Origin of the sequence: Pseudoalteromonas sp. Z9A5 (genome assembly GCF_011378875.1) — a bacterium.
Classification (GTDB): Bacteria; Pseudomonadota; Gammaproteobacteria; order Enterobacterales; family Alteromonadaceae; genus Pseudoalteromonas.
The window spans coordinates 60345-79252 of the sequence record NZ_WTLC01000007.1 but is presented as its reverse complement, the minus strand read 5'-3'; the positions used below and the strand labels follow the sequence as shown (position 1 = coordinate 79252).

The following is an 18908-nucleotide window of genomic DNA, read 5'->3' as shown; positions in this document are numbered from 1 at the left end:
TTTGTTTTACTTTATCTATTTATTCGTCATCTAAAACAGGGACTTCTAACCCCATTTCTTGCATTATTTTTTTCACTTCTTCTGGTACTTTTTCTGCGTTATCTTTACGTAGGTCGTCGTCATTAGGTAACGGTTGACCTGTAAATGCATGTAAAAACGCTTCACATAATAACTCACTGTTTGTTGCATGACGCAGGTTATTAATTTGACGGCGAGTACGTTCGTCAGTTAATACCTTTAATACATTTAGTGGGATCGAAACGGTAATTTTCTTAACTTGTTCTGATTTTTTACCGTGTTCTGCGTATGGGTGAATATACTCACCATTCCATTTAGCCATAAGATGTATCGTTGCCTCAGATTATTAATTGCTCACACGGCATAAAAAGCGTGTGAATATGCGTGAAATTCTATCGATTTAAAAAAGATAGTCAAATACTTGTTGTTTAGCCATCTAGAGGTTTAAATGTTTTGACTTCTTAAATTGAATAAATTACTCTTTTAGACGTCTAAACATCCAAATTAATTAGGTGACGAATATGAGCGAAAAAAACAAAGCAACCATTGCAGTTCGTAGCGGTGTAGAAGCCGATAAACATCATGGAGCAGTGGTAGCACCAATTTATTTATCGACTACTTATTCGTTTGCCGACTTCGATACTAAGCGTGCATATGACTACGGTCGCAGTGGTAATCCTAATCGCGATATTTTAGCTGAGACGCTTGCAGAGCTCGAAGGTGGAGTGCGCGGCATAATTACAGCCACAGGTATGGCGGCTGTGCATTTAGCAACTCAGCTGCTTAATCACGATGATACATTAGTGATCCCACACGACTGCTACGGTGGAAGCTACCGTTTATTTACTTCGTTACAAAAACGTGGCTTGCTAAAGCTTGAAGTTTTAGATTTAACAAAGCCAGAAAGTCTTCAAAAAATATTAGCAATTAAACCAAAACTAATTTGGATCGAAACACCAAGTAATCCAGTGCTACGTTTAACTGACATAAAAGCAGTAACCGATATTGCAAAGCAATGCGGGGCATTAGTGGCTGCCGATAACACGTTCTTGTCGCCAGCCCTGCAAAACCCAATTAAGTTTGGTGTAGATATTGTGGTGCATTCAACCACTAAATATATTAATGGACATTCCGATGTTGTGGGCGGCGCTGTTATTACTGCAACACAAGAGCTTGGTGATGAGCTTGCTTGGTGGGCTAATAATATAGGTATTACAGGTGCTCCATTTGATAGTTATTTAACACTGCGTGGTTTACGTACTTTGAACGTGCGCCTAAGGCAGCACCAAGAAAATGCATTAGCAATCGCTAAATATCTTGAAAACTCTGAATTTGTTAGCCAAGTTTATTATCCTGGCCTTGAGTCGCATCCTCAACATGCACTCGCTAAAGCACAACAACTTGGCTTTGGTGGCATGGTTAGTTTTGATATTAAAGGCGACATAAACGATGCCGCAGCATTTTTAACAAGCTTACATGATTTTAGTTTGGCTGAATCACTTGGCGGGGTAGAGAGCTTAATTTGTCACCCTGCGACAATGACTCATGCAGCAATGGAGGAAAAAGCACGTTTAGAGGCGGGTGTTGGTGATACGTTGATTCGAATTTCGGTTGGTATTGAAGATATACAAGATTTACTCGCTGATCTGGAGCGTGTGTTTAGCCTTGTTAAACCAGGTCAACAGCTTAATGCCAATCGACTAGGTAAAGGTGCTGGGTAGTCTAACGGTAACGTTAAGCAAAGTGCTGCTCATCCTGCACTTTGGTAATTAGCACCCATAAAATGGATTGGTAGAATATGGTTAATTGCGTACATAAATTTGGTGGTTCGAGTTTGAGTTCGACCGAGCGCTATCAAAGCGTTGCAAAGATTATTTTAGCTCATACTCAATCTGGTGATTGTGTGGTGGTATCTGCATCAGGTAAAACAACTGATACTCTAGTAACGCTATGGCAAAGTTATCAGCAACAAGATATGCAAGTTGTGGCTGATATATTATTACAGCTAAGTAATCACCAAAGTGATTTGATTAAACAATTGTTACAAGCGGATCTTAAACGCAGTGCACTTAAAACATTAAATGAAGAATTAAGTTTAATTACAGAATTAGCTAAAAATAAGCAATTGCAAGAAGCTGTGTTACTCGCTCATGGTGAATTATGGTCGGCGCGTTTATTAGCAACTTATTTACAGCAACTAAATATTGATGCCTGCGCGCAAGATGCTAGAGAGTTATTTTCTTTAAATAATGGGCAACTATTACATACACAAAATGTTAAGCAATGCAGCGACTTAATCGATCATAGTAAAATTAACGTAGTAACAGGATTTATTGCTAAAAATACTAATGGCGATACTGTAACGTTGGGCCGTAATGGCAGCGATTATAGCGCGACCTTATTAGCAAATTACTGCAATGCAAAGCAAGTATGCATTTGGACTGACACTCAAGGCGTGTTTAGCGCCGATCCTCGTAAAGTTAGTAAAGCGATTAAATACGCTAAAATATGCCGAGGGCAGGCTAATTTATTAGCCAGATTGGGTAACCCTGTACTTCACGCAAAAACGTTATCTCCACTTAAAAATACAGATATAAAACTGGCTGTTCGCAGTAGTTTTGACGTGCAAGCAGGTCAAACAGATATTGTAAAAGAGGGTAGTGTTAAACAAAAGCGCTTTATAACAACGTTACATAATGTGGACTTATTAACGATTGATGAGCTTAGTGAAGGAGAGGTTGCAGATATCAGCCAGCTTATTCAGCATAGCCTTCATCATTTCAATCAAAGTGGGGAAACTTATTTAATCGTACCTGCTGCTGCAACAAATCAGATTGTAAGTTATTTTTCAGGCAGAGCTAATATTAGTGAGTCGAATTTAAATGGTTGTGCGGTTATTGCATCAGAGCAAGATATTAATGCGTTGAACTTACAAGCTCTCGATGTATTAAATCAACAAAGCATTAAGCCTAGGTTTGTTCATCAAGGGTGCGGCTATGCACTGTTGCTGACTGATCAACTTATTGATAGTGATGTACTGAGTATATTGCACGACCAACTGATAAATAAAGGTCAAGAAATAGCATTAATAGTGGCAGGGCTTGGCAATGTAGGTAAGGTTTTTATTGATCAGTTGTCTTCGCAAATTAAACGCTTGCCAAATGATTATAGTATTAAACTGGTAAGTTTAGTTCGCTCAACACAAATGCTATTTAATGCCAGTGGTATTAATACCCAGCAGTGGGATACGCAATGGCAGCATGAAGCATGCAAATATAATAAGTCTGATTTATTACATGTGATTAGTGAGCTCGATTATGAGCATAAAGTTGTTATAGATATAACTGCTAGTGAACAATTTAGTTTGTTATACACAGACTTTGTTGAGCGTGATTGTCATTTAATTAGTGCTAATAAATATGCCGGTACAGCACCTACTACATGGTATGAGTTGTTACGTAGTCGTATAACAGATAAAAATTTGCATTGGCGTTACAACACAAGTGTAGGTGCTGGTTTACCTATTAATTTTGCGTTAGCAGATTTACAAAATAGTGGCGATAAAATAACGCGAATCGAAGGTGTTTTTTCGGGTACTTTGTCGTGGCTATGCAGTAAATATGATGGATCAAAAGCATTTTCTGATTTGGTAATTGAAGCGCAAAACATGGGATTTACAGAACCCGATCCGCGAGAAGACCTGTCAGGTCGAGACATGCAACGTAAGTTACTTATCTTAGCGCGAGAGCTAGGTCTTAAGTTAGACCTTAATGATATAGAGCTATCTGCACTTATGCCTGACAAATTGGCTAAAGGTAGCTGGAAGGATTTTATTGATCAAAAAGATGAGTTAGATTCTTTTATACAAGTACACGCGAGTAAAGCACAATCACAGCATTCAGTGCTTCGTTACACTGGCTTACTAGAAATAGAGCAAGGAAAAGTAACTGCAAAAGTGGGAATAGCTTACGTGGCTGAAGGTCATGCTTTAGCTAACTTAACGCCAGGGGATAATATTTTTGTGATTAATAGTAAATGGTACCGCGATAACGCACTCGTTATTCAAGGACCAGGCGCAGGAAAAGAAGTAACTGCAGCGGGTATTCATTCGGACTTATATTGGCTTGTTCAAAACTTAAAGTAAGCTTTATATAAAGCCTATACAAATAAAAACGGCAGCCTAAATTGGCTGCCGTTTTTGTTTAAAAAAACTATTTAGAATAGCTCTTCTTCTGTTTTTGTATTTTCCTCAAAAACATCAGTAGGCTGCGACATAACGTATTTAGTCGGTGCAGTGCCTTTTTCAAAGTATTCAAAACGGCTAGTATAGTCGTTTTTATGGCTTAGCAGACCTGTTGCTAAATCAATCCTGATAGATACAAGTCCTTCTGGCGGTTCTATAGGTGCCTCTGGTGTGCCTTCAAGTGCAGCTTTCATGAATTCAACCCAAGCCGGTTGAGCTGTTTTAGCACCAGATTCAGCACCTGATATTTGATTCCCACTGAGATTGCTGTTGTAAGCTGTTCGACCTAGAGAGTTACCTGGATTATCGAACCCAACCCAAACCGAGGTAAGTACATTATTATTAAAGCCACTGAACCAAGTATCAACAGAGTCATTGGTTGTTCCTGTTTTACCTGAAAGATCACGGCGTTCTAGAGCCTGAGCTCGCCAACCTGTACCACTCCAACCAGTGTTATGCGCCCAACTACCACCACCCCAAACTGCACTGTTCATTGCATCTGCAATTAAAAATGCATTTTGTTTAGAGATTACTCTAGGTGCACATTTGATTGGTTGAGTAACTTCATTACTTCCACTGCTTTGTGTTGTTAGGTTGCTAGCACTTACTGCAGATTCATTCATGTCTTCATCGCATGCAATAGCAGGATTAGTTTTAAATAATACATTGCCGTAAGCATCTTGAATTTCAGAAATAAAGTAAGGTTCTATTAAATGCCCACCATTTGCAAAAGCGCTCATACCACGCGCAAGCTCAAGTGGTGTAATAGATGCACTACCTAAAGCAAGTGATTCACTGCGATTAATATCTGAATTTTTAAAGCCAAATTTTAGTAAATGATCTGCAGTACGTTGAAGCCCTACACCACGAAGTAAACGAATTGAAATAACGTTTTTAGATTGCGCTAGGGCACGGCGAATACGTATTGGACCATTATAAATAGCAGGACTGTTTTCTGGACGCCATGCTACGCCTTGGCCTTTATCCCATAAGTTTATAGGCGCATCGTTTAATATAGACGCAAGGGTATAGCCCTTTTCAAGCGCTGCTGAATAAATAAAAGGTTTAATGTTTGAGCCTACCTGGCGTTTAGCTTGAACTGCACGGTTGTACTGGCTTTGTTCAAAGCTATAACCGCCAACTATTGCTTTTATGCGCCCATCTTCTGGAGCAAGCGACACAATAGCACTAGAGGCTTCTGGTATTTGGCTAAGTAAATAACTATCGTCGCTATTTTTGCGAAGCCATATTTGCACACCCGGTGTTAATATATCTGATGCAGTTTTAGGGGCAAAACTTTGGCGATAACGAGTGATGTATTTACGAGCCCATTTTAAATTATCCCAAGTAAGGGTCGTAACCTCACCATCTTTAAGAATCACATCAGCAGTTTTTTCATTAACAGCTAATACAACAGCCGCCTTTAATGGACCAATTTCTTTTGTGCTTTTTAATTCACTCAGTATTTGTAATTTATTTAAAGCGGGTTGTGTTTCGGATTCCCATAAAACTTTAACCGGTCCTCTGTAGCCATGTCGCATATCATAGTTATGTAGGTTATTAACGAGTGCAGTTTGTGCAGCTTGTTGTACTCGAGATTCAACAGAGGTAAATATTTTATAACCTGAGTTATATGCTTTATCGGCGCCATAACGAGCGACCATTTCAGCACGTACCATTTCAGAAATGTAAGGGGCGTACAAATCAATTTCAGCGCCATGGAAATAAGCCGTAATAGGTTGGCTTTTCGCATCATCATATTGTGATTGCGTAATATAGTTTTCAGTTAGCATTCGACCAAGAACAACATTTCGACGAGACTTTGCGCGTGTAGGGTTACGAATAGGATTGAGAGCAGAAGGTGCTTTTGGTAAGCCTGCAATCATCGCCATTTGGGCAAGTGTTAAGTCTTTTAATTCTTTTCCGTAATATACTTGTGCTGCTGCACCAATACCAAAAGCACGATTACCCAGTTCTATTTTATTTAGATAAAGCTCAAGAATTTCGTCTTTAGTTAATAATTTTTCAATATGCAGAGCTATAAATATTTCTTTTACTTTACGAATATATGCTTTTTCTCGGGTTAAGAAAAAGTTACGCGCTAGCTGCATAGTAATAGTACTTGCACCTTGTTTTTTTTCACCTGTAGAAATAAGTACTAGTGCGGAGCGTATTATTCCTATTGGATCTATACCAATATGATCGTAAAATCGGTTATCTTCAGTCGCTAAAAAAGCATTGATTAAAGGTTTTGGTATTTCATCTATAGTGACTGGAATGCGCCGCTTTTCACCAAATTGATTGATCAAAAGACCATCTTTAGTGAATACTTGCATGGGAGTTTGTAATTGTACGTCTTTTAAAACTTGCACACTGGGGATATCAGGTTTAACGTAATAATAAAGACTGATTAAAGTAATTAGCCCTAAAATCGTGCAAATGATAAAGAATTGTAAAGTTCGTTTTAATAAAATCACTTATATTTCCCTAAATAGGCTCCCAATTATGTATGGAGACTGCTAGTATATATTGATTAAAAAATGAATAATATTTTTTAAGATAACAATTATAACTTGTTTATTATTAAAACAAAGGTCAAGTTGCAAACATGCTAAGTCAACTATTTCAAAAGCCGTCAAAGATGATGGTAGGAATTGATATTGGATCGCACTCTATCAAAGCGGTGCTTTTAAGTGAAATTGAAACTGGATTTCGACTAGAAGCGCTTGCAATTGAACCCATGCCTAAAGGCGCAATGAGCGAGCGAGCAATTCAAGATATTGAAGCGATTGGTAATATAATAACTAAATTAAAAAGAAAACTGCCTAAATCGCTAAAATCTGCGGCTGTTGCAGTTTCGGGTCAAACCGTTATTACGAAAGTCATTTTCATGGATGTATCATTAACTGATGCTGAACTCGAATCACAAATCGAGATTGAAGCCGATAGCTTAATTCCATACCCACTTGATGAAGTGAGCCTCGACTTTGAAAGGCTTTCAACAAACGAAGCTGATCCAAGCAAAATGAATGTATTACTTTCAGCTGCGCGAACAGAAAGTATTGAAGCGCGTGTTGGTGCTTTAGAGGTTGCCGATTTGGAAGCAAAAGTTGTTGATGTAGAAAGCTATGCTCTTAGTCGCTCTATGGATATTTATTATCAGCAATTACCTACTGATGCATTTAATAAATGTGTTGCTGTGGTTGATATTGGCGCAGTGTTAATGCTTGTTAGCGTTGTGCAAGGTGGTGAAACTATATACACCCGAGACCAAGTTTTTGGTGGTGATCAATACACAAACAGTATTGTTGCATATTATAATAAAGGGTTTGATGAAGCTGAAATAGGTAAAACATCTGGTGACTTACCTCCTAATTATACCTTTGAGGTGCTAGCTCCTTTTCAAACATCATTGCTTCAACAAGTACGCAGAGCAGTTCAAATGTTTTTAACAACTAGTGGCAAAGATCAAATTGATTATATTGTTTTAACTGGCGGGACTGCCATGATTAATGGCTTAGATCGCTTGTTAATAGAAGAGCTTGGTATCCATTCTGTTGTAGCTGAACCGTTTGTTAATATGGAGGTTGCGCCAAAAGTTGACCGCAATGTGATGAAACGACACAGAACGCAGTTTGCTATAGCCACAGGATTGGCTTTAAGGAGCTTTTCATCATGCCATATATAAATCTACTACCTTGGCGTGAGCTGAAACGCGAAGAGTCAAAAAAGAAATTCTTTACTATATTAATTGCAATTGTGATTTTGTGTTTTGCAAGTATGTACTTACTAAGTGCGATATATGCAGGATACAAAGACGGGCAGAATATAAAAAATAATTATCTAAGTGCAGAAATTGGCACATTAGATAAAAAAATAAGTGAAATAAGAGAGCTGGATAAAAGAAAAGAAAATTTACAGCAACGCATGCGCTTAATTGAAGAGCTACAAAGCAGTCGTAACTTAGGTACTCAAATAATGGATGAAGTGGCAAAAATAGTGCCAGGAGGCGTTTATTTAACTAAGCTTGAGCGTAGAGGTAATCAAATTCATGTATTAGGACGCAGCGAGTCTAATAACCGTTTATCAACGATGCTTCGTCAAGTACAAGGTTCATATTTATTAGAACGTCCTATAATGCAAGGTATTGTTGCAGGCGACGAGTCTTCGCGTTTACTCAGCGATTTTAATATGGAATTTTATGTAAAACCATTTAATAAAATTGGTGAGGTTTCAGATGAGCCTTAATTTAAAAGCGTTTAGCGAAGTTGATTGGAATGAGATTGAGCTTGATAATATAGGTGAGTGGCCTATTGTCGTAAAAGTTATATTTTGCTCTTTTATTGCTGCTTTAATATTGTATTTCAGTTATAGCTTTTTAGTTTCGGATGAAATTGATAGTTATCATAATGCCGTAGCAAAAGAAGTTGAGTTACGTACTACGTATCGAACAAAGTATGCCGTGGCAAGTAAACTTGAAATATATCGTGAACAAATGGTTGAGATGGAAGATAAGTTTTCTCAACTATTAAAGCGCTTACCAACATCAGATGAAACTCCTGGTTTATTAGATGACTTATCGTATGTTGGTACTACAAGCGGATTAACATTCTTAAAAATTGGCTGGCTTCCAGAAGTAGAAAAAGAATTTTATACTGAGCTACCAATTAAAATTGAAGTAGTCGGGACTTATCATAATTTTGGTGAATTTGTAGGGAAAGTAGCTCAGCTTCCTCGTATTGTTAGCTTGCATGATTTTTCTATTTTATCATCGGGCGATAAACAACTAACATTTAGCGTAGTAGCAAAAACATACCGTTATGAAGAAGGGGTGAAAAAATGAAACTCCTCCCTTTAATACCAATATTAGTATTAGTACTGAGTGGTTGTAACGACGACACCTCAGAGCAAAAAGAGTTTATTGATCAAGTAAAAGCGAGTACAACACCTAAAGTTGATGCGATACCTGATCTTATAAAATTTGAGTATTTTGAATATAGTGCAAAACAGTTGCGTAGTCCGTTTGTGGCACCGCAACCAGAAATAATTCAAAATAAACTTACGCAAGTTAAAAATTGTTTGCATCCAGATCCTGAGCGTAGGCGCGAGCCTTTAGAAAAATACCCGTTAGATAACTTAGCAATGAAAGGCACTATGGGATCTAATGGACAAGCTTGGGCACTTATTACTGCCGCTGATGAAACTTTACATCGTGTGACTGTTGGAAACTACTTAGGCAGTTATGATGGAAAAGTAAGATTAGTAAATAGTGATTACATTGAATTAGTCGAATTAATCCCTGATGGGTCTGGTTGTTGGAAAGAACGCCTGACTAAATTAGAAATGCTAGAGGCGGCAACAGATGGCGCAAATTAATAATAAAAAAGGTAAAAACAACATGTATAAGGATGTACTTTGGCTTAATCGCATTTCGCGAGTTCTATTTGCCATGTTAACTCTCGTCGTAGCAAATTCGGTTATTGCTGCGCCATTACTTTACGATGTTCGTTACAACCCATTGCTTAAGGGCGAAACAGAATTGCAGTTAGTCTTCGATGAAGAATTAACCCAAGAGCCAACAATACAAGTATTTAATAGCCCAGCTCGAATTGAGATGCTATTTAGTACAGCGCAATTAGAACAAGGTTTAGAAAGTGTTCCTGTAAATCAAGCCGGAATTACTAATGTTACTAATGTCATTACTGATAATGGCTTAAAAGTAACAGTGAACCTTGATAGATTAAAAATTTATGAAACTGAAGTCCAAAACAACTTAGTTTCTTTGCGTGTTTCTGATAACCCATTAACTGAGCAATCGGTGGGTAATGAAAGTAGCGACTCAACAGAGGTTGCTGGTAATTATATTAACCGTATTCAATCTATTGATTTTCGCCGTGGAGAGAAAGGGGAAGCTAAGGTCCTTGTATTTTTACAAGACACTCAGGCTGCTATTGAAGTTCATGAAAGTGGCGGCAAAATTATTGCTGATTTTTACCACACAGATATTTTAGATGATTTACTTTATGAATTAGATGTTTTGGATTTTGGTACGGTTGTAAGCAACATCGAAACGTTTAAAGAAGATGGGTTTAGCCGAATAGTGATAGAGCCAAATTCAGCGTTTACTTTTACTTATCAGCAAATAGATAGCATACTTACTCTTACAGTAGAAAAAGACGAAACACAAAATGCCTACTTAGATGGCGGTAAAGAATATCAAGGTCGTCCAATGACCTTAAATTTCCAAGATATTTCTATTCGTGCTGTGTTACAAATTATTGCAGGTTATAACGACTTTAATTTAGTTACCAGTGATTCTGTGACTGGTAATATTACACTTCGCTTAGATGGCGTACCATGGGATCAGGCTCTAGATGTTGTATTGAGAATTAAAGGTCTTGATAAGCGTATGGATGGTTCTATTTTAATGGTCGCTCCGTCAGAAGAGCTTGCAGCACGTGAAGCTAAAGATTTAAAAGCAAAACAAGATGTTGAAGACTTAGAGCCGCTTTATAGTGAATATATTCGTTTAAATTATGCCAAAGCTGAAGATTTCGCTGATTTATTAAAAACAGATATAAACAGTATTATCAGCCCACGCGGTAGTGTTTCAGTTGATAAGCGTACAAATACATTATTGCTTAAAGATACGGCTAAAAGTATTGAGAGCATTCGTAAAATGATTGAAGTACTTGATATCGCCGTAAAGCAGGTTGTTATTGAGGCGCGTATGGTAACCGTACGCGACAACGTAACAGAAGATATTGGCGTACGTTGGGGCTTTAGCGACCAACAAGGCAGTGACGGTATATCTGGTTCGCTAGAAGGTGCTGAAACCATTTCTAACGGTACTATTCCAAGTATATCAGATAGATTAAATGTGAACTTACCAGCCTCTAGTGGTTCCGCTGCTAGTATAGGAATGCATATTGCTAAACTTGCTAATGGTACTTTAATTGATTTAGAACTAAGCGCGCTGGAAGAAGAAAATAAAGGCGAAATTATTGCTAGTCCTCGTATTACGACGGGTAATCAACAAAAAGCGCGTATAGAGCAAGGTACCGAAATTCCTTATGTAGAATCTGCGTCAAGCGGTGCAACAACAGTTAGCTTTAAAAAAGCAGTACTGAGCCTGCAGGTAACGCCTCACATTACTCCAGACAATAAAGTAATATTAGATCTTATTATTACTCAAGATACTCGAGGTGATACAGTTGCAACCGGTACAGGTGATGCCGTGTCGATTGATACACAACAAATTGAAACCCAAGTGTTGGTTGATAACGGTCAAACAGTAGTGCTTGGGGGAATATTTCAGCAACAAATAATTAATGCTACGAGTAAAGTACCAATTTTAGGTGATATTCCTTACCTTGGAAGATTATTTAAAACGACAAGTGAGTTTAACGAAAAACGTGAATTACTAATTTTCGTGACACCAAAAATACAAATCGATTAAAATACAGTACTATTTTGTTAACTAATGGGCGATTATTTATATTAATTGCTCGTTATATAGCTTTTTATGCTAATTGACTTGAAATACCCCCTCAATTACTGAGATAATCCCCTCCTTAATTTTGGGGCCAGGTCGTTAGGCGGGGTTTTATTTCTAATTTTAGAGTTCGTTTGTACTAAAAGATATGGCTGAGAAACGTAATATATTTCTAATTGGCCCCATGGGGGCTGGAAAAAGCACAATTGGTCGTCACATTGCCGATCAATTACACCTTGAATTTGTTGATTCTGATCAAGAAATCGAACGCCGTACCGGTGCAGATATTGCCTGGGTGTTTGATCTTGAAGGTGAAGAAGGCTTTAGACTTCGTGAAGAATCTGTTATTGGCGACTTAACCGAAATGCAAGGTATTGTACTTGCAACCGGTGGTGGTTCAGTAATGAGTAAAGAAGTTCGAAACAAGCTTTCGGCTCGTGGTATCGTTGTATACCTAGAGACACCTATTGAAAAACAAGTTGCACGCACACAACGCGACAAGCGTCGCCCATTACTGCAAACTGAAGAAGCACCTCGTGATGTATTAGAGCGCTTAGCAGAAGAACGCGAACCGTTATATAAAGAAGTGGCTGATTTTGTTGTACGCACTGATGAGCAAAGCGCTAAAGTTGTTGCTAACCAAATCATCGAGAAACTAGATTTTTAAAAACCAATAATAAAAGGAACAACTGAGCATGCTTGAATTAACTGTTAATTTGGACGAGCGAAGTTATCCTATTTATATTGGTCAATCTGCACTTCAAGATAATGGCCGCCTAGTTCACCACGTTGGTGATTGTCGGCCTATCATCATTACTAATGACACAATAGCGCCTTTATATTTGCAAGGCTTACTTGATTCATTAGACGAATTAAATCCACTCTCTTTTATTATTCCTGATGGTGAGCAATACAAGTCACTAGAATGGTTTGAAAAAATATCTGCATTTTTACTTCAAAATAATTGCGGTCGCGATACGTGCTTAATTGCATTAGGCGGTGGAGTAGTGGGTGATTTAACCGGTTTTGTTGCAGCGTGTTATCAACGCGGTGTGCCGTTTATTCAAATTCCAACTACATTACTATCTCAAGTTGATTCCTCTGTTGGTGGTAAAACAGCTGTAAATCATCCATTAGGTAAAAATATGATTGGGGCTTTTTATCAGCCACAAGCCGTTTTTATCGATACACAATCACTCCACACTTTACCAGCAAGAGAGTTTGCTGCGGGCATGGCTGAGGTTATTAAGTATGGGCTGATTTATGATACTGAGTTATTTGCTTATTTAGAGAAAAATGTAGAAAGCTTACAGCAATTAAATGAAGTGTGTTTACAGCACATTATTTTTAGATGTTGTGAAATTAAAGCATTGATTGTTGCTCAAGATGAGAAAGAACATGGTATTAGAGCGCTTTTAAATTTAGGCCATACATTTGCGCATGCGATTGAAGCACAAATGGGATATGGTGTTTGGCTACATGGTGAAGCTGTAGCTACAGGAATGGTGCTTGCTGCGCAACTTGCTCATACACGTCAGGGCTTAACAGTTGACGAAGTAGCACGTATTGTTGATGTTATTGCACAGTATAACCTGCCAACCACAATACCAGCAGAAATGACGAGTGAGCAGTTTTTAACGCACATGCGTAAAGACAAAAAGAATAAAAAAGGTACAATCCGTTTTATTCTACCTACCCAATTTGGACAATGTGCATTAGTCGATAATGTATCTGATGACCAAGTAAGAGCCTTAATCGAGCAATAAATGCAGCTACAAATTTTACCAAGCCGTGCGGCTTTGGTGGATAGAATTGCACTGCAATTCGAGTATGGGCAAAACTTCATTGTTTTATTAGGTACTTCTGGGCTCGGCAAAAGTTATATGCTCGAAACCTTTATTACCGATAAGTACAACGACTTTAATAAAGCGTTTGTACAAATAACCGCAAAAATGACAGATGCTCAGTTAATGAGTGACTTGTTAGAGCAAAGCTTTAATGCCCCTCTGGTTGATCATAGTTTAAGTTTATCTGAAAATTTTTATCAATTATCTCAGCAACAATCATGCGGATCTTGTCTGTGGGTGCTTGATGGTGGTCGACATTTATCAGATGAGTTTTTGATTGAGCTAGAATTACTGGCAAAAAGTAGCCCAAGCACTTTGTATATTATGCTCGCTTCACCATCAAAATTGCCTTTAAATAATGCCGTAGAAATTTACTTAGAGCCACTTACCCTTAGTGAAAGTAAACAATTGTTGGGCTGGTATTTTACAGATTTACCTTATGATGAAGACCCTGTATTTCAGGCTTTTTTAACTGAGGCACGCGGTAATCCAAGTTTACTATTAGCCTGGCAGGCTAATGAGCATGTTGTGGATGTAGTTATAAAAGATAAAGTGTCATGGCGTTTACACTTAATTGTTTTAATGTTTATTATTATGTTTTTGATTATAGGTTTTCTATATAAATCAGATATGACGCAATGGTGGCAGCAATACTATGAGCAAGAAGATATTGAAGTCAGTACAACGGTTATATCCGCTAAACAAATTAATGAACAACGACTAGAAAAAGATGAGCTTAAAAGTACGGTTGTAGAACCTGCTGAGCCTAATATAGTAAAGAGTGAAGGTGCCATTGATACTAAACGTCACCACAATGATGTGCCAGCAATAATGCAAAGTTTAGATCTCAGCGTACACGCTCAGCAGTTAGACATTAGCAAAGAAGAAGTAGAGCCTGCTGCTACAATCGATCTTGAAATAAACAAAGAGGTTGTGAATGTATCTACTCAACCTAAAAATAATCCCCTGAGTGCTTGGTATCAACAACAACCAGAGGCTAATACAGTAATTCAATTATTGGCTGTTACTCAACAGCAAGTTAGTGACGAATTTATTGCTCAACATAAATTACAAAAAATTGCTCATACTTATCAAACAAAAAGAAATAACCAAGTTTGGTGGGTAATAACATTAGGAAGTTTTACTAATTTAAGTGATGCTAAACGGGCTATGAAAAACTTGCCGGCTGGTATTTTAAAGAATAAGCCTTTCTATAAAAAAATTAGTAAAATAAAACAAGAAATAACACTACTTGATCAGTAAATTAAACTGCTTTAGTGTAAAATCGCGCAACACCGAATTGAAGTAAAGAGCCCAATGCAGCAAAAGAGTAGAGCCTTCCTTAAATGGGCTGGCGGAAAATACAGTCTAGTTGATGATATTAACGCGCGATTAAACCAAGCAAGTAAGCATGCTGATACTTTGGTTGAACCTTTTGTTGGTGCTGGCTCTGTTTTTTTAAATAGTAATTTTAAACATTATATTCTTAATGATATTAATGCTGATTTAATTAATTTATATAAAGAGCTCAGAGATTCACCCGATGAGTTTATTAGCGACGCTAAAAAATTATTTGTAGATTTAAATAACCACCCTGACGCTTATTATGAATACCGTGTGCAGTTTAATCAAAGCCGCGATATATACGAACGCTCTATGTTATTTTTATATATGAATAGGTATGGCTACAACGGTCTGTGTAGATATAATTTAAAAGGTATTTTTAACGTACCTTTTGGAAAATATAAAAAACCTTATTTCCCTGAAAAAGAAATGTACTTTTTTGCTAAAAAAGCCCAGCAAGCTACATTTACATGTCTAGACTACGATGACGTGTTTAAATTAGTACCTGAGAATGCAGTTATATATTGCGACCCACCTTACGTGCCGTTAAGTAAAACAGCGTCGTTTACCTCTTATGCAAAAGGGGGCTTTAATTTAGATGACCAAGCTAATTTAGCTAATCTAGCTGAAAAGGCTGCGTTTGAAAATAATACACCAGTGCTTATATCTAATCACGATACAGTATGGACTCGAAAAATTTATAGCCAAGCTTCGCTCGACCAAATTCAAGTAAAGCGCACTATTAGTCCTAAAGGCGGGTCTCGTAACAAAGTTGATGAGTTAATGGCAATGTATTTACCACTAAAGAATCAATTGCGTAAACCTAAAATACAAAAGTTATAATTAAGTATAATCGCAATTATAATAATTGAAGATGGAAAGTGCAGTTTTAAGTCTAAACTGCGTTTGTATCTGATTAAATATAAATTATTGCTAGCGCAATTTTAATGCGCTAAACATTATAAAATTATTTAAAATAATGGTTTTAAAGATGGGGTCTTTTTTGAGTCTTCAGAGCTAGTAAGTAATTCTAATAGATCAAGATAGTGAAATTGTGCACTACGGCTATCACCTGTTATCCACGAAAACCAAGATGAATCATCTTCAATTTTTATACATGCATGAGCAGTATTTTGAACACTGCTAGCTTGCTCTTGGTTATGGCAATTATTTACAGAGCTTAATTCTTGCTTTGTAGTTGGAGCAAAGCTAAATGCTCCAATAAATAATAATGCCGACGCAATTAATATCCCAGCTTTAAATGCACGCATAAATAAATCCAATAATTTGTTACTTTTTTAAGCATAACAAATATCGGTTAAATAACAAACTTAAATTTAGCTGAATATACTGAATAATTATAAAAAATAATGACTTAACTATTAAATAATTAACTTTAAAACTAATAATATTTCGCTCTGGTGACTTGGGTAACATCACTAATTAAGTTACATTAACGAATATATTACTGATTGATGGATTAACTATGTTTACCCCAGAACAAAAATATTTGATTGCCCCTTCAATTTTATCTGCTGACTTTGCAAAACTAGGTGAAGACGTCGATAAAGTCTTAGCAGCTGGTGCTGACGTGGTTCACTTTGATGTAATGGATAATCACTATGTACCTAACCTTACAATTGGTCCTATGGTGTGTAAAGCACTAAGAGATTACGGCATTACAGCCCCTATCGACGTACACTTAATGGTTAAACCTGTAGATAGTCTTATTCCGTTGTTTGCAGAGGCTGGCGCATCAATTATTACTTTTCATCCAGAAGCCAGTGAGCATGTAGATCGTACAATACAGTTAATTAAAGATCACGGCTGTAAAGCCGGCTTAGTGTTTAACCCAGCTACAAGCCTAAGTTATTTAGATCATGTTATTGATAAGCTAGATACCATTTTACTTATGTCGGTTAACCCAGGTTTTGGCGGGCAAAGCTTTATCCCTCATACGCTTGAAAAATTACGCCAAGCTAAGCAACGCATTATTGAATCGGGTCGAGATATTCGCTTAGAGGTTGATGGTGGTATTAAAGTCGATAACATTGCAGCCGCAGCACAAGCGGGTGCGGACATGTTTGTCGCAGGCTCAGCTATTTTTAACCAACCAGATTACAAGGTTGTGATTGATCAAATGCGTGAACAGCTTGGAAGTGTTAAGTAATGAAATACGATATAGCCTTATTTGATTTAGATGGTACTTTGGTTGATAGCGTTTACGACTTGTATATTGCTATTAACCTAACCTTGAGCGGTCTTGCTTTCCCTATTGTTAGCCAACGCTTGGTTGAAAGCTGGGTCGGTAATGGGGTTGAAGTACTTGTTAAGCGTGCCTTGAGCGGGGATATGCAAGTTAGTGAACATCTAGATGAGTCGCTTAGTAGTAAAGCAATATCACAGTTTTATAAGCACTATGAGCAGCAAGTAGGTGAATATAGTGTGTTATATCAGCATGTCGAAACCGGACTTGCAGCGCTTCGTGGCATGCCAAAAGCATTAATTACAAATAAAGCCCGTATATTTACAGAAAAGCTGCTTGATAAACTGGCTCTAACAAGCCATTTTGATGTGATTGTATGTGGTGATGATATGGCAAAAAAACCATCGCCAGATCCATTGTTATTTGCTTGTAAAAAACTAAAGGTTGAACCTAATAAAGCGATAATGATAGGTGATTCTAAAAGCGATATACTTGCAGCTAAAGCCGCTAATATAGACGTAATCGCACTTAGTTATGGCTATAACCAAGGTGAAAACCTTGAGGATTATAATCCACAGTACCTATGTGATAACTTCTTAGATATAATACCTGTTCTAACGCAGCGTTAAATATTATTAATTAAGCTAAATAAAGGAAAATCATGAGTAAACCAGTAGTATTAAGTGGCATGCAGCCAACCGGTGGTATGACAATAGGCAACTATGTTGGCGCTATTAACCAGTGGGTTAAGCTACAGGAAGAATGTGATAGCTACTTTATGCTTGCAGATTTGCATGCGATTACGGTACGCCAAGACCCTGAATTACTTCGCGCTCGCGTACTGGATGGAGTTGCGTTATATACAGCATGTGGTATTAATCCGGAAAAATCGGCATTATTTGTACAATCTCAAGTGCCTGAGCATGCTCAACTTGGTTGGGTTTTAAACTGTTATGCGCAAATGGGTGAGCTTAATCGTATGACGCAGTTTAAAGATAAGTCAGCAACACACGCTAATAATATTAATGTGGGGTTATTTGCTTATCCAGCTTTGCAAGCGGCTGATATTTTATTATATCAAGCAGATAAAGTGCCAGTAGGGGATGATCAAAAACAACATCTTGAATTAACGCGCGATATTGCTACACGATTTAATAATGTATATGGCGACATTTTTACGTTACCAGAGCCGTACATTCCTGAGTTTGGTGCACGCGTAATGAGCCTGCAGGATCCACTTAAAAAGATGTCTAAGTCTGACGAAAACCCAAATGGTTTTATAATGATGCTAGACGAGCCTAAAAAGATTGAGAAAAAGCTTAAAAAAGCAGTAACAGATTCAGACGAGCAAGCGCGCATCTATTTTGATCGCACAGAAAAGCCAGGCGTTTCAAACTTACTTACTTTACTAAGTGTTGCGACTAAGCGCTCAATTGAAGGCTTAGTGCCAGAGTATGAAGACAAAATGTACGGTCACTTGAAGAAAGACACTGCCGATGCAGTAGTGAGTATGTTAGAGCCAATTCAAGCACGTTTTAAAGAGATCAGAGAAGATCGAAATCTACTTAATAGCATAATGAAATCAGGTGCTGAAAAAGCCAGCGGACGTGCTGAGAAAACATTGAAATCGGTATACGATGCGCTTGGTTTTATTCCTCGCGGGTAAGTTTATTAAAATAAAAAAATGCCGCTTATTAGCGGCATTTTTTATATAGCACATATCAACATGATAGACCCAAATAGAAACAGTAGCGA

Annotated in this window: 17 protein-coding genes; 14 read left to right on the top strand and 3 right to left on the bottom strand. The window is 37.5% G+C overall.

Annotated elements, in window-relative coordinates:
- Window positions 1–19: 19 nt before the first annotated feature.
- On the bottom strand, window positions 20–340 hold the full coding sequence (gene metJ / locus GQR56_RS05675) for a met regulon transcriptional regulator MetJ (RefSeq protein ID WP_007378651.1): 321 nt from the start codon (window positions 338–340) through the stop codon (window positions 20–22).
- 199 nt (window positions 341–539) lie between these two features.
- Between metJ and metB the strand changes: the two genes are divergently transcribed.
- Both metB and metL read left to right on the top strand, forming a co-directional pair.
- Complete coding sequence (gene metB, locus GQR56_RS05670; RefSeq protein ID WP_166109433.1) at window positions 540–1739, top strand: cystathionine gamma-synthase; 1200 nt, start codon at window positions 540–542, stop codon at window positions 1737–1739.
- A 77-nt stretch (window positions 1740–1816) separates the two neighbouring features.
- Window positions 1817–4162, top strand: a complete 2346-nt coding sequence (gene metL / locus GQR56_RS05665) for a bifunctional aspartate kinase/homoserine dehydrogenase II (RefSeq protein WP_166109432.1) — start codon at window positions 1817–1819, stop codon at window positions 4160–4162.
- A 71-nt stretch (window positions 4163–4233) separates the two neighbouring features.
- Here the strand turns inward: metL and GQR56_RS05660 are convergent, their stop codons facing one another.
- The gene (locus tag GQR56_RS05660; protein ID WP_166109431.1) at window positions 4234–6738 is read right to left on the bottom strand and encodes a PBP1A family penicillin-binding protein; all 2505 of its coding nucleotides are present in this window, start codon (window positions 6736–6738) and stop codon (window positions 4234–4236) included.
- Between the two features lie 131 nt (window positions 6739–6869).
- On the opposite strand from GQR56_RS05660, the gene GQR56_RS05655 reads away from it, so the two are divergent.
- The 9 genes from GQR56_RS05655 to GQR56_RS05615 all read left to right on the top strand — a co-directional run bounded on the left by GQR56_RS05655 (window position 6870) and on the right by GQR56_RS05615 (window position 15790).
- A complete protein-coding gene (locus tag GQR56_RS05655) occupies window positions 6870–7949 on the top strand; it encodes a pilus assembly protein PilM (protein ID WP_166109430.1) in 1080 nt (359 codons plus the stop codon).
- The gene (locus tag GQR56_RS05650; protein WP_166109429.1) at window positions 7937–8509 is read left to right on the top strand and encodes a PilN domain-containing protein; all 573 of its coding nucleotides are present in this window, start codon (window positions 7937–7939) and stop codon (window positions 8507–8509) included. The genes GQR56_RS05655 and GQR56_RS05650 overlap by 13 nt, the downstream gene beginning before the upstream one ends.
- Window positions 8499–9104, top strand: a complete 606-nt coding sequence (locus GQR56_RS05645; RefSeq protein WP_024611847.1) for a type 4a pilus biogenesis protein PilO — start codon at window positions 8499–8501, stop codon at window positions 9102–9104. The genes GQR56_RS05650 and GQR56_RS05645 overlap by 11 nt, the downstream gene beginning before the upstream one ends.
- Window positions 9101–9637 (top strand): pilus assembly protein PilP, encoded by a 537-nt coding sequence (locus GQR56_RS05640; protein WP_166109428.1) that lies wholly within the window; start codon window positions 9101–9103, stop codon window positions 9635–9637. The genes GQR56_RS05645 and GQR56_RS05640 overlap by 4 nt, the downstream gene beginning before the upstream one ends.
- The gene (locus tag GQR56_RS05635) at window positions 9624–11720 is read left to right on the top strand and encodes a type IV pilus secretin PilQ family protein (RefSeq protein WP_024611845.1); all 2097 of its coding nucleotides are present in this window, start codon (window positions 9624–9626) and stop codon (window positions 11718–11720) included. The genes GQR56_RS05640 and GQR56_RS05635 overlap by 14 nt, the downstream gene beginning before the upstream one ends.
- A 184-nt stretch (window positions 11721–11904) precedes the next feature.
- Window positions 11905–12423, top strand: a complete 519-nt coding sequence (gene aroK, locus GQR56_RS05630; RefSeq protein WP_006793103.1) for a shikimate kinase AroK — start codon at window positions 11905–11907, stop codon at window positions 12421–12423.
- 28 nt (window positions 12424–12451) lie between these two features.
- On the top strand, window positions 12452–13522 hold the full coding sequence (aroB, locus tag GQR56_RS05625) for a 3-dehydroquinate synthase (protein WP_024611844.1): 1071 nt from the start codon (window positions 12452–12454) through the stop codon (window positions 13520–13522).
- Window positions 13523–14866: an AAA family ATPase gene (locus tag GQR56_RS05620; protein ID WP_166109427.1), complete on the top strand. Its 1344-nt coding sequence runs from the start codon at window positions 13523–13525 to the stop codon at window positions 14864–14866.
- 54 nt (window positions 14867–14920) lie between these two features.
- Window positions 14921–15790: a Dam family site-specific DNA-(adenine-N6)-methyltransferase gene (locus GQR56_RS05615; RefSeq protein WP_166109426.1), complete on the top strand. Its 870-nt coding sequence runs from the start codon at window positions 14921–14923 to the stop codon at window positions 15788–15790.
- A 128-nt stretch (window positions 15791–15918) separates the two neighbouring features.
- Here the strand turns inward: GQR56_RS05615 and GQR56_RS05610 are convergent, their stop codons facing one another.
- Window positions 15919–16218: a hypothetical protein gene (locus GQR56_RS05610; RefSeq protein WP_166109425.1), complete on the bottom strand. Its 300-nt coding sequence runs from the start codon at window positions 16216–16218 to the stop codon at window positions 15919–15921.
- A gap of 215 nt (window positions 16219–16433) precedes the next feature.
- On the opposite strand from GQR56_RS05610, the gene rpe reads away from it, so the two are divergent.
- Genes rpe through trpS form a run of 3 tightly spaced genes read left to right on the top strand, consistent with a single transcriptional unit; the run spans window position 16434 to window position 18819 of the window.
- The gene (rpe, locus tag GQR56_RS05605) at window positions 16434–17117 is read left to right on the top strand and encodes a ribulose-phosphate 3-epimerase (protein WP_166109424.1); all 684 of its coding nucleotides are present in this window, start codon (window positions 16434–16436) and stop codon (window positions 17115–17117) included.
- Window positions 17117–17782, top strand: a complete 666-nt coding sequence (locus tag GQR56_RS05600) for a phosphoglycolate phosphatase (protein ID WP_166109423.1) — start codon at window positions 17117–17119, stop codon at window positions 17780–17782. The genes rpe and GQR56_RS05600 overlap by 1 nt, the downstream gene beginning before the upstream one ends.
- Window positions 17783–17814: 32 nt before the next feature.
- Complete coding sequence (gene trpS / locus GQR56_RS05595; RefSeq protein ID WP_166109422.1) at window positions 17815–18819, top strand: tryptophan--tRNA ligase; 1005 nt, start codon at window positions 17815–17817, stop codon at window positions 18817–18819.
- Window positions 18820–18908: the final 89 nt, after the last annotated feature.

Excerpts from the sequence above, each read along its gene's own strand:
- metJ (WP_007378651.1), bottom strand. The coding sequence starts at position 340 with ATGGCTAAATGGAATGGTGAGTATATTCACCCATACGCAGAACACGGT.
- trpS (WP_166109422.1), top strand. The coding sequence starts at position 17,815 with ATGAGTAAACCAGTAGTATTAAGTGGCATGCAGCCAACCGGTGGTATG.
- aroB (WP_024611844.1), top strand. The coding sequence starts at position 12,452 with ATGCTTGAATTAACTGTTAATTTGGACGAGCGAAGTTATCCTATTTAT.
- GQR56_RS05645 (WP_024611847.1), top strand. The coding sequence starts at position 8,499 with ATGAGCCTTAATTTAAAAGCGTTTAGCGAAGTTGATTGGAATGAGATT.
- GQR56_RS05650 (WP_166109429.1), top strand. The coding sequence starts at position 7,937 with ATGCCATATATAAATCTACTACCTTGGCGTGAGCTGAAACGCGAAGAG.
- GQR56_RS05635 (WP_024611845.1), top strand. The coding sequence starts at position 9,624 with ATGGCGCAAATTAATAATAAAAAAGGTAAAAACAACATGTATAAGGAT.
- GQR56_RS05620 (WP_166109427.1), top strand. The coding sequence starts at position 13,523 with ATGCAGCTACAAATTTTACCAAGCCGTGCGGCTTTGGTGGATAGAATT.
- metB (WP_166109433.1), top strand. The coding sequence starts at position 540 with ATGAGCGAAAAAAACAAAGCAACCATTGCAGTTCGTAGCGGTGTAGAA.
- GQR56_RS05615 (WP_166109426.1), top strand. The coding sequence starts at position 14,921 with ATGCAGCAAAAGAGTAGAGCCTTCCTTAAATGGGCTGGCGGAAAATAC.
- aroK (WP_006793103.1), top strand. The coding sequence starts at position 11,905 with ATGGCTGAGAAACGTAATATATTTCTAATTGGCCCCATGGGGGCTGGA.
- GQR56_RS05610 (WP_166109425.1), bottom strand. The coding sequence starts at position 16,218 with ATGCGTGCATTTAAAGCTGGGATATTAATTGCGTCGGCATTATTATTT.
- metL (WP_166109432.1), top strand. The coding sequence starts at position 1,817 with ATGGTTAATTGCGTACATAAATTTGGTGGTTCGAGTTTGAGTTCGACC.
- rpe (WP_166109424.1), top strand. The coding sequence starts at position 16,434 with ATGTTTACCCCAGAACAAAAATATTTGATTGCCCCTTCAATTTTATCT.
- GQR56_RS05655 (WP_166109430.1), top strand. The coding sequence starts at position 6,870 with ATGCTAAGTCAACTATTTCAAAAGCCGTCAAAGATGATGGTAGGAATT.
- GQR56_RS05640 (WP_166109428.1), top strand. The coding sequence starts at position 9,101 with ATGAAACTCCTCCCTTTAATACCAATATTAGTATTAGTACTGAGTGGT.
- GQR56_RS05600 (WP_166109423.1), top strand. The coding sequence starts at position 17,117 with ATGAAATACGATATAGCCTTATTTGATTTAGATGGTACTTTGGTTGAT.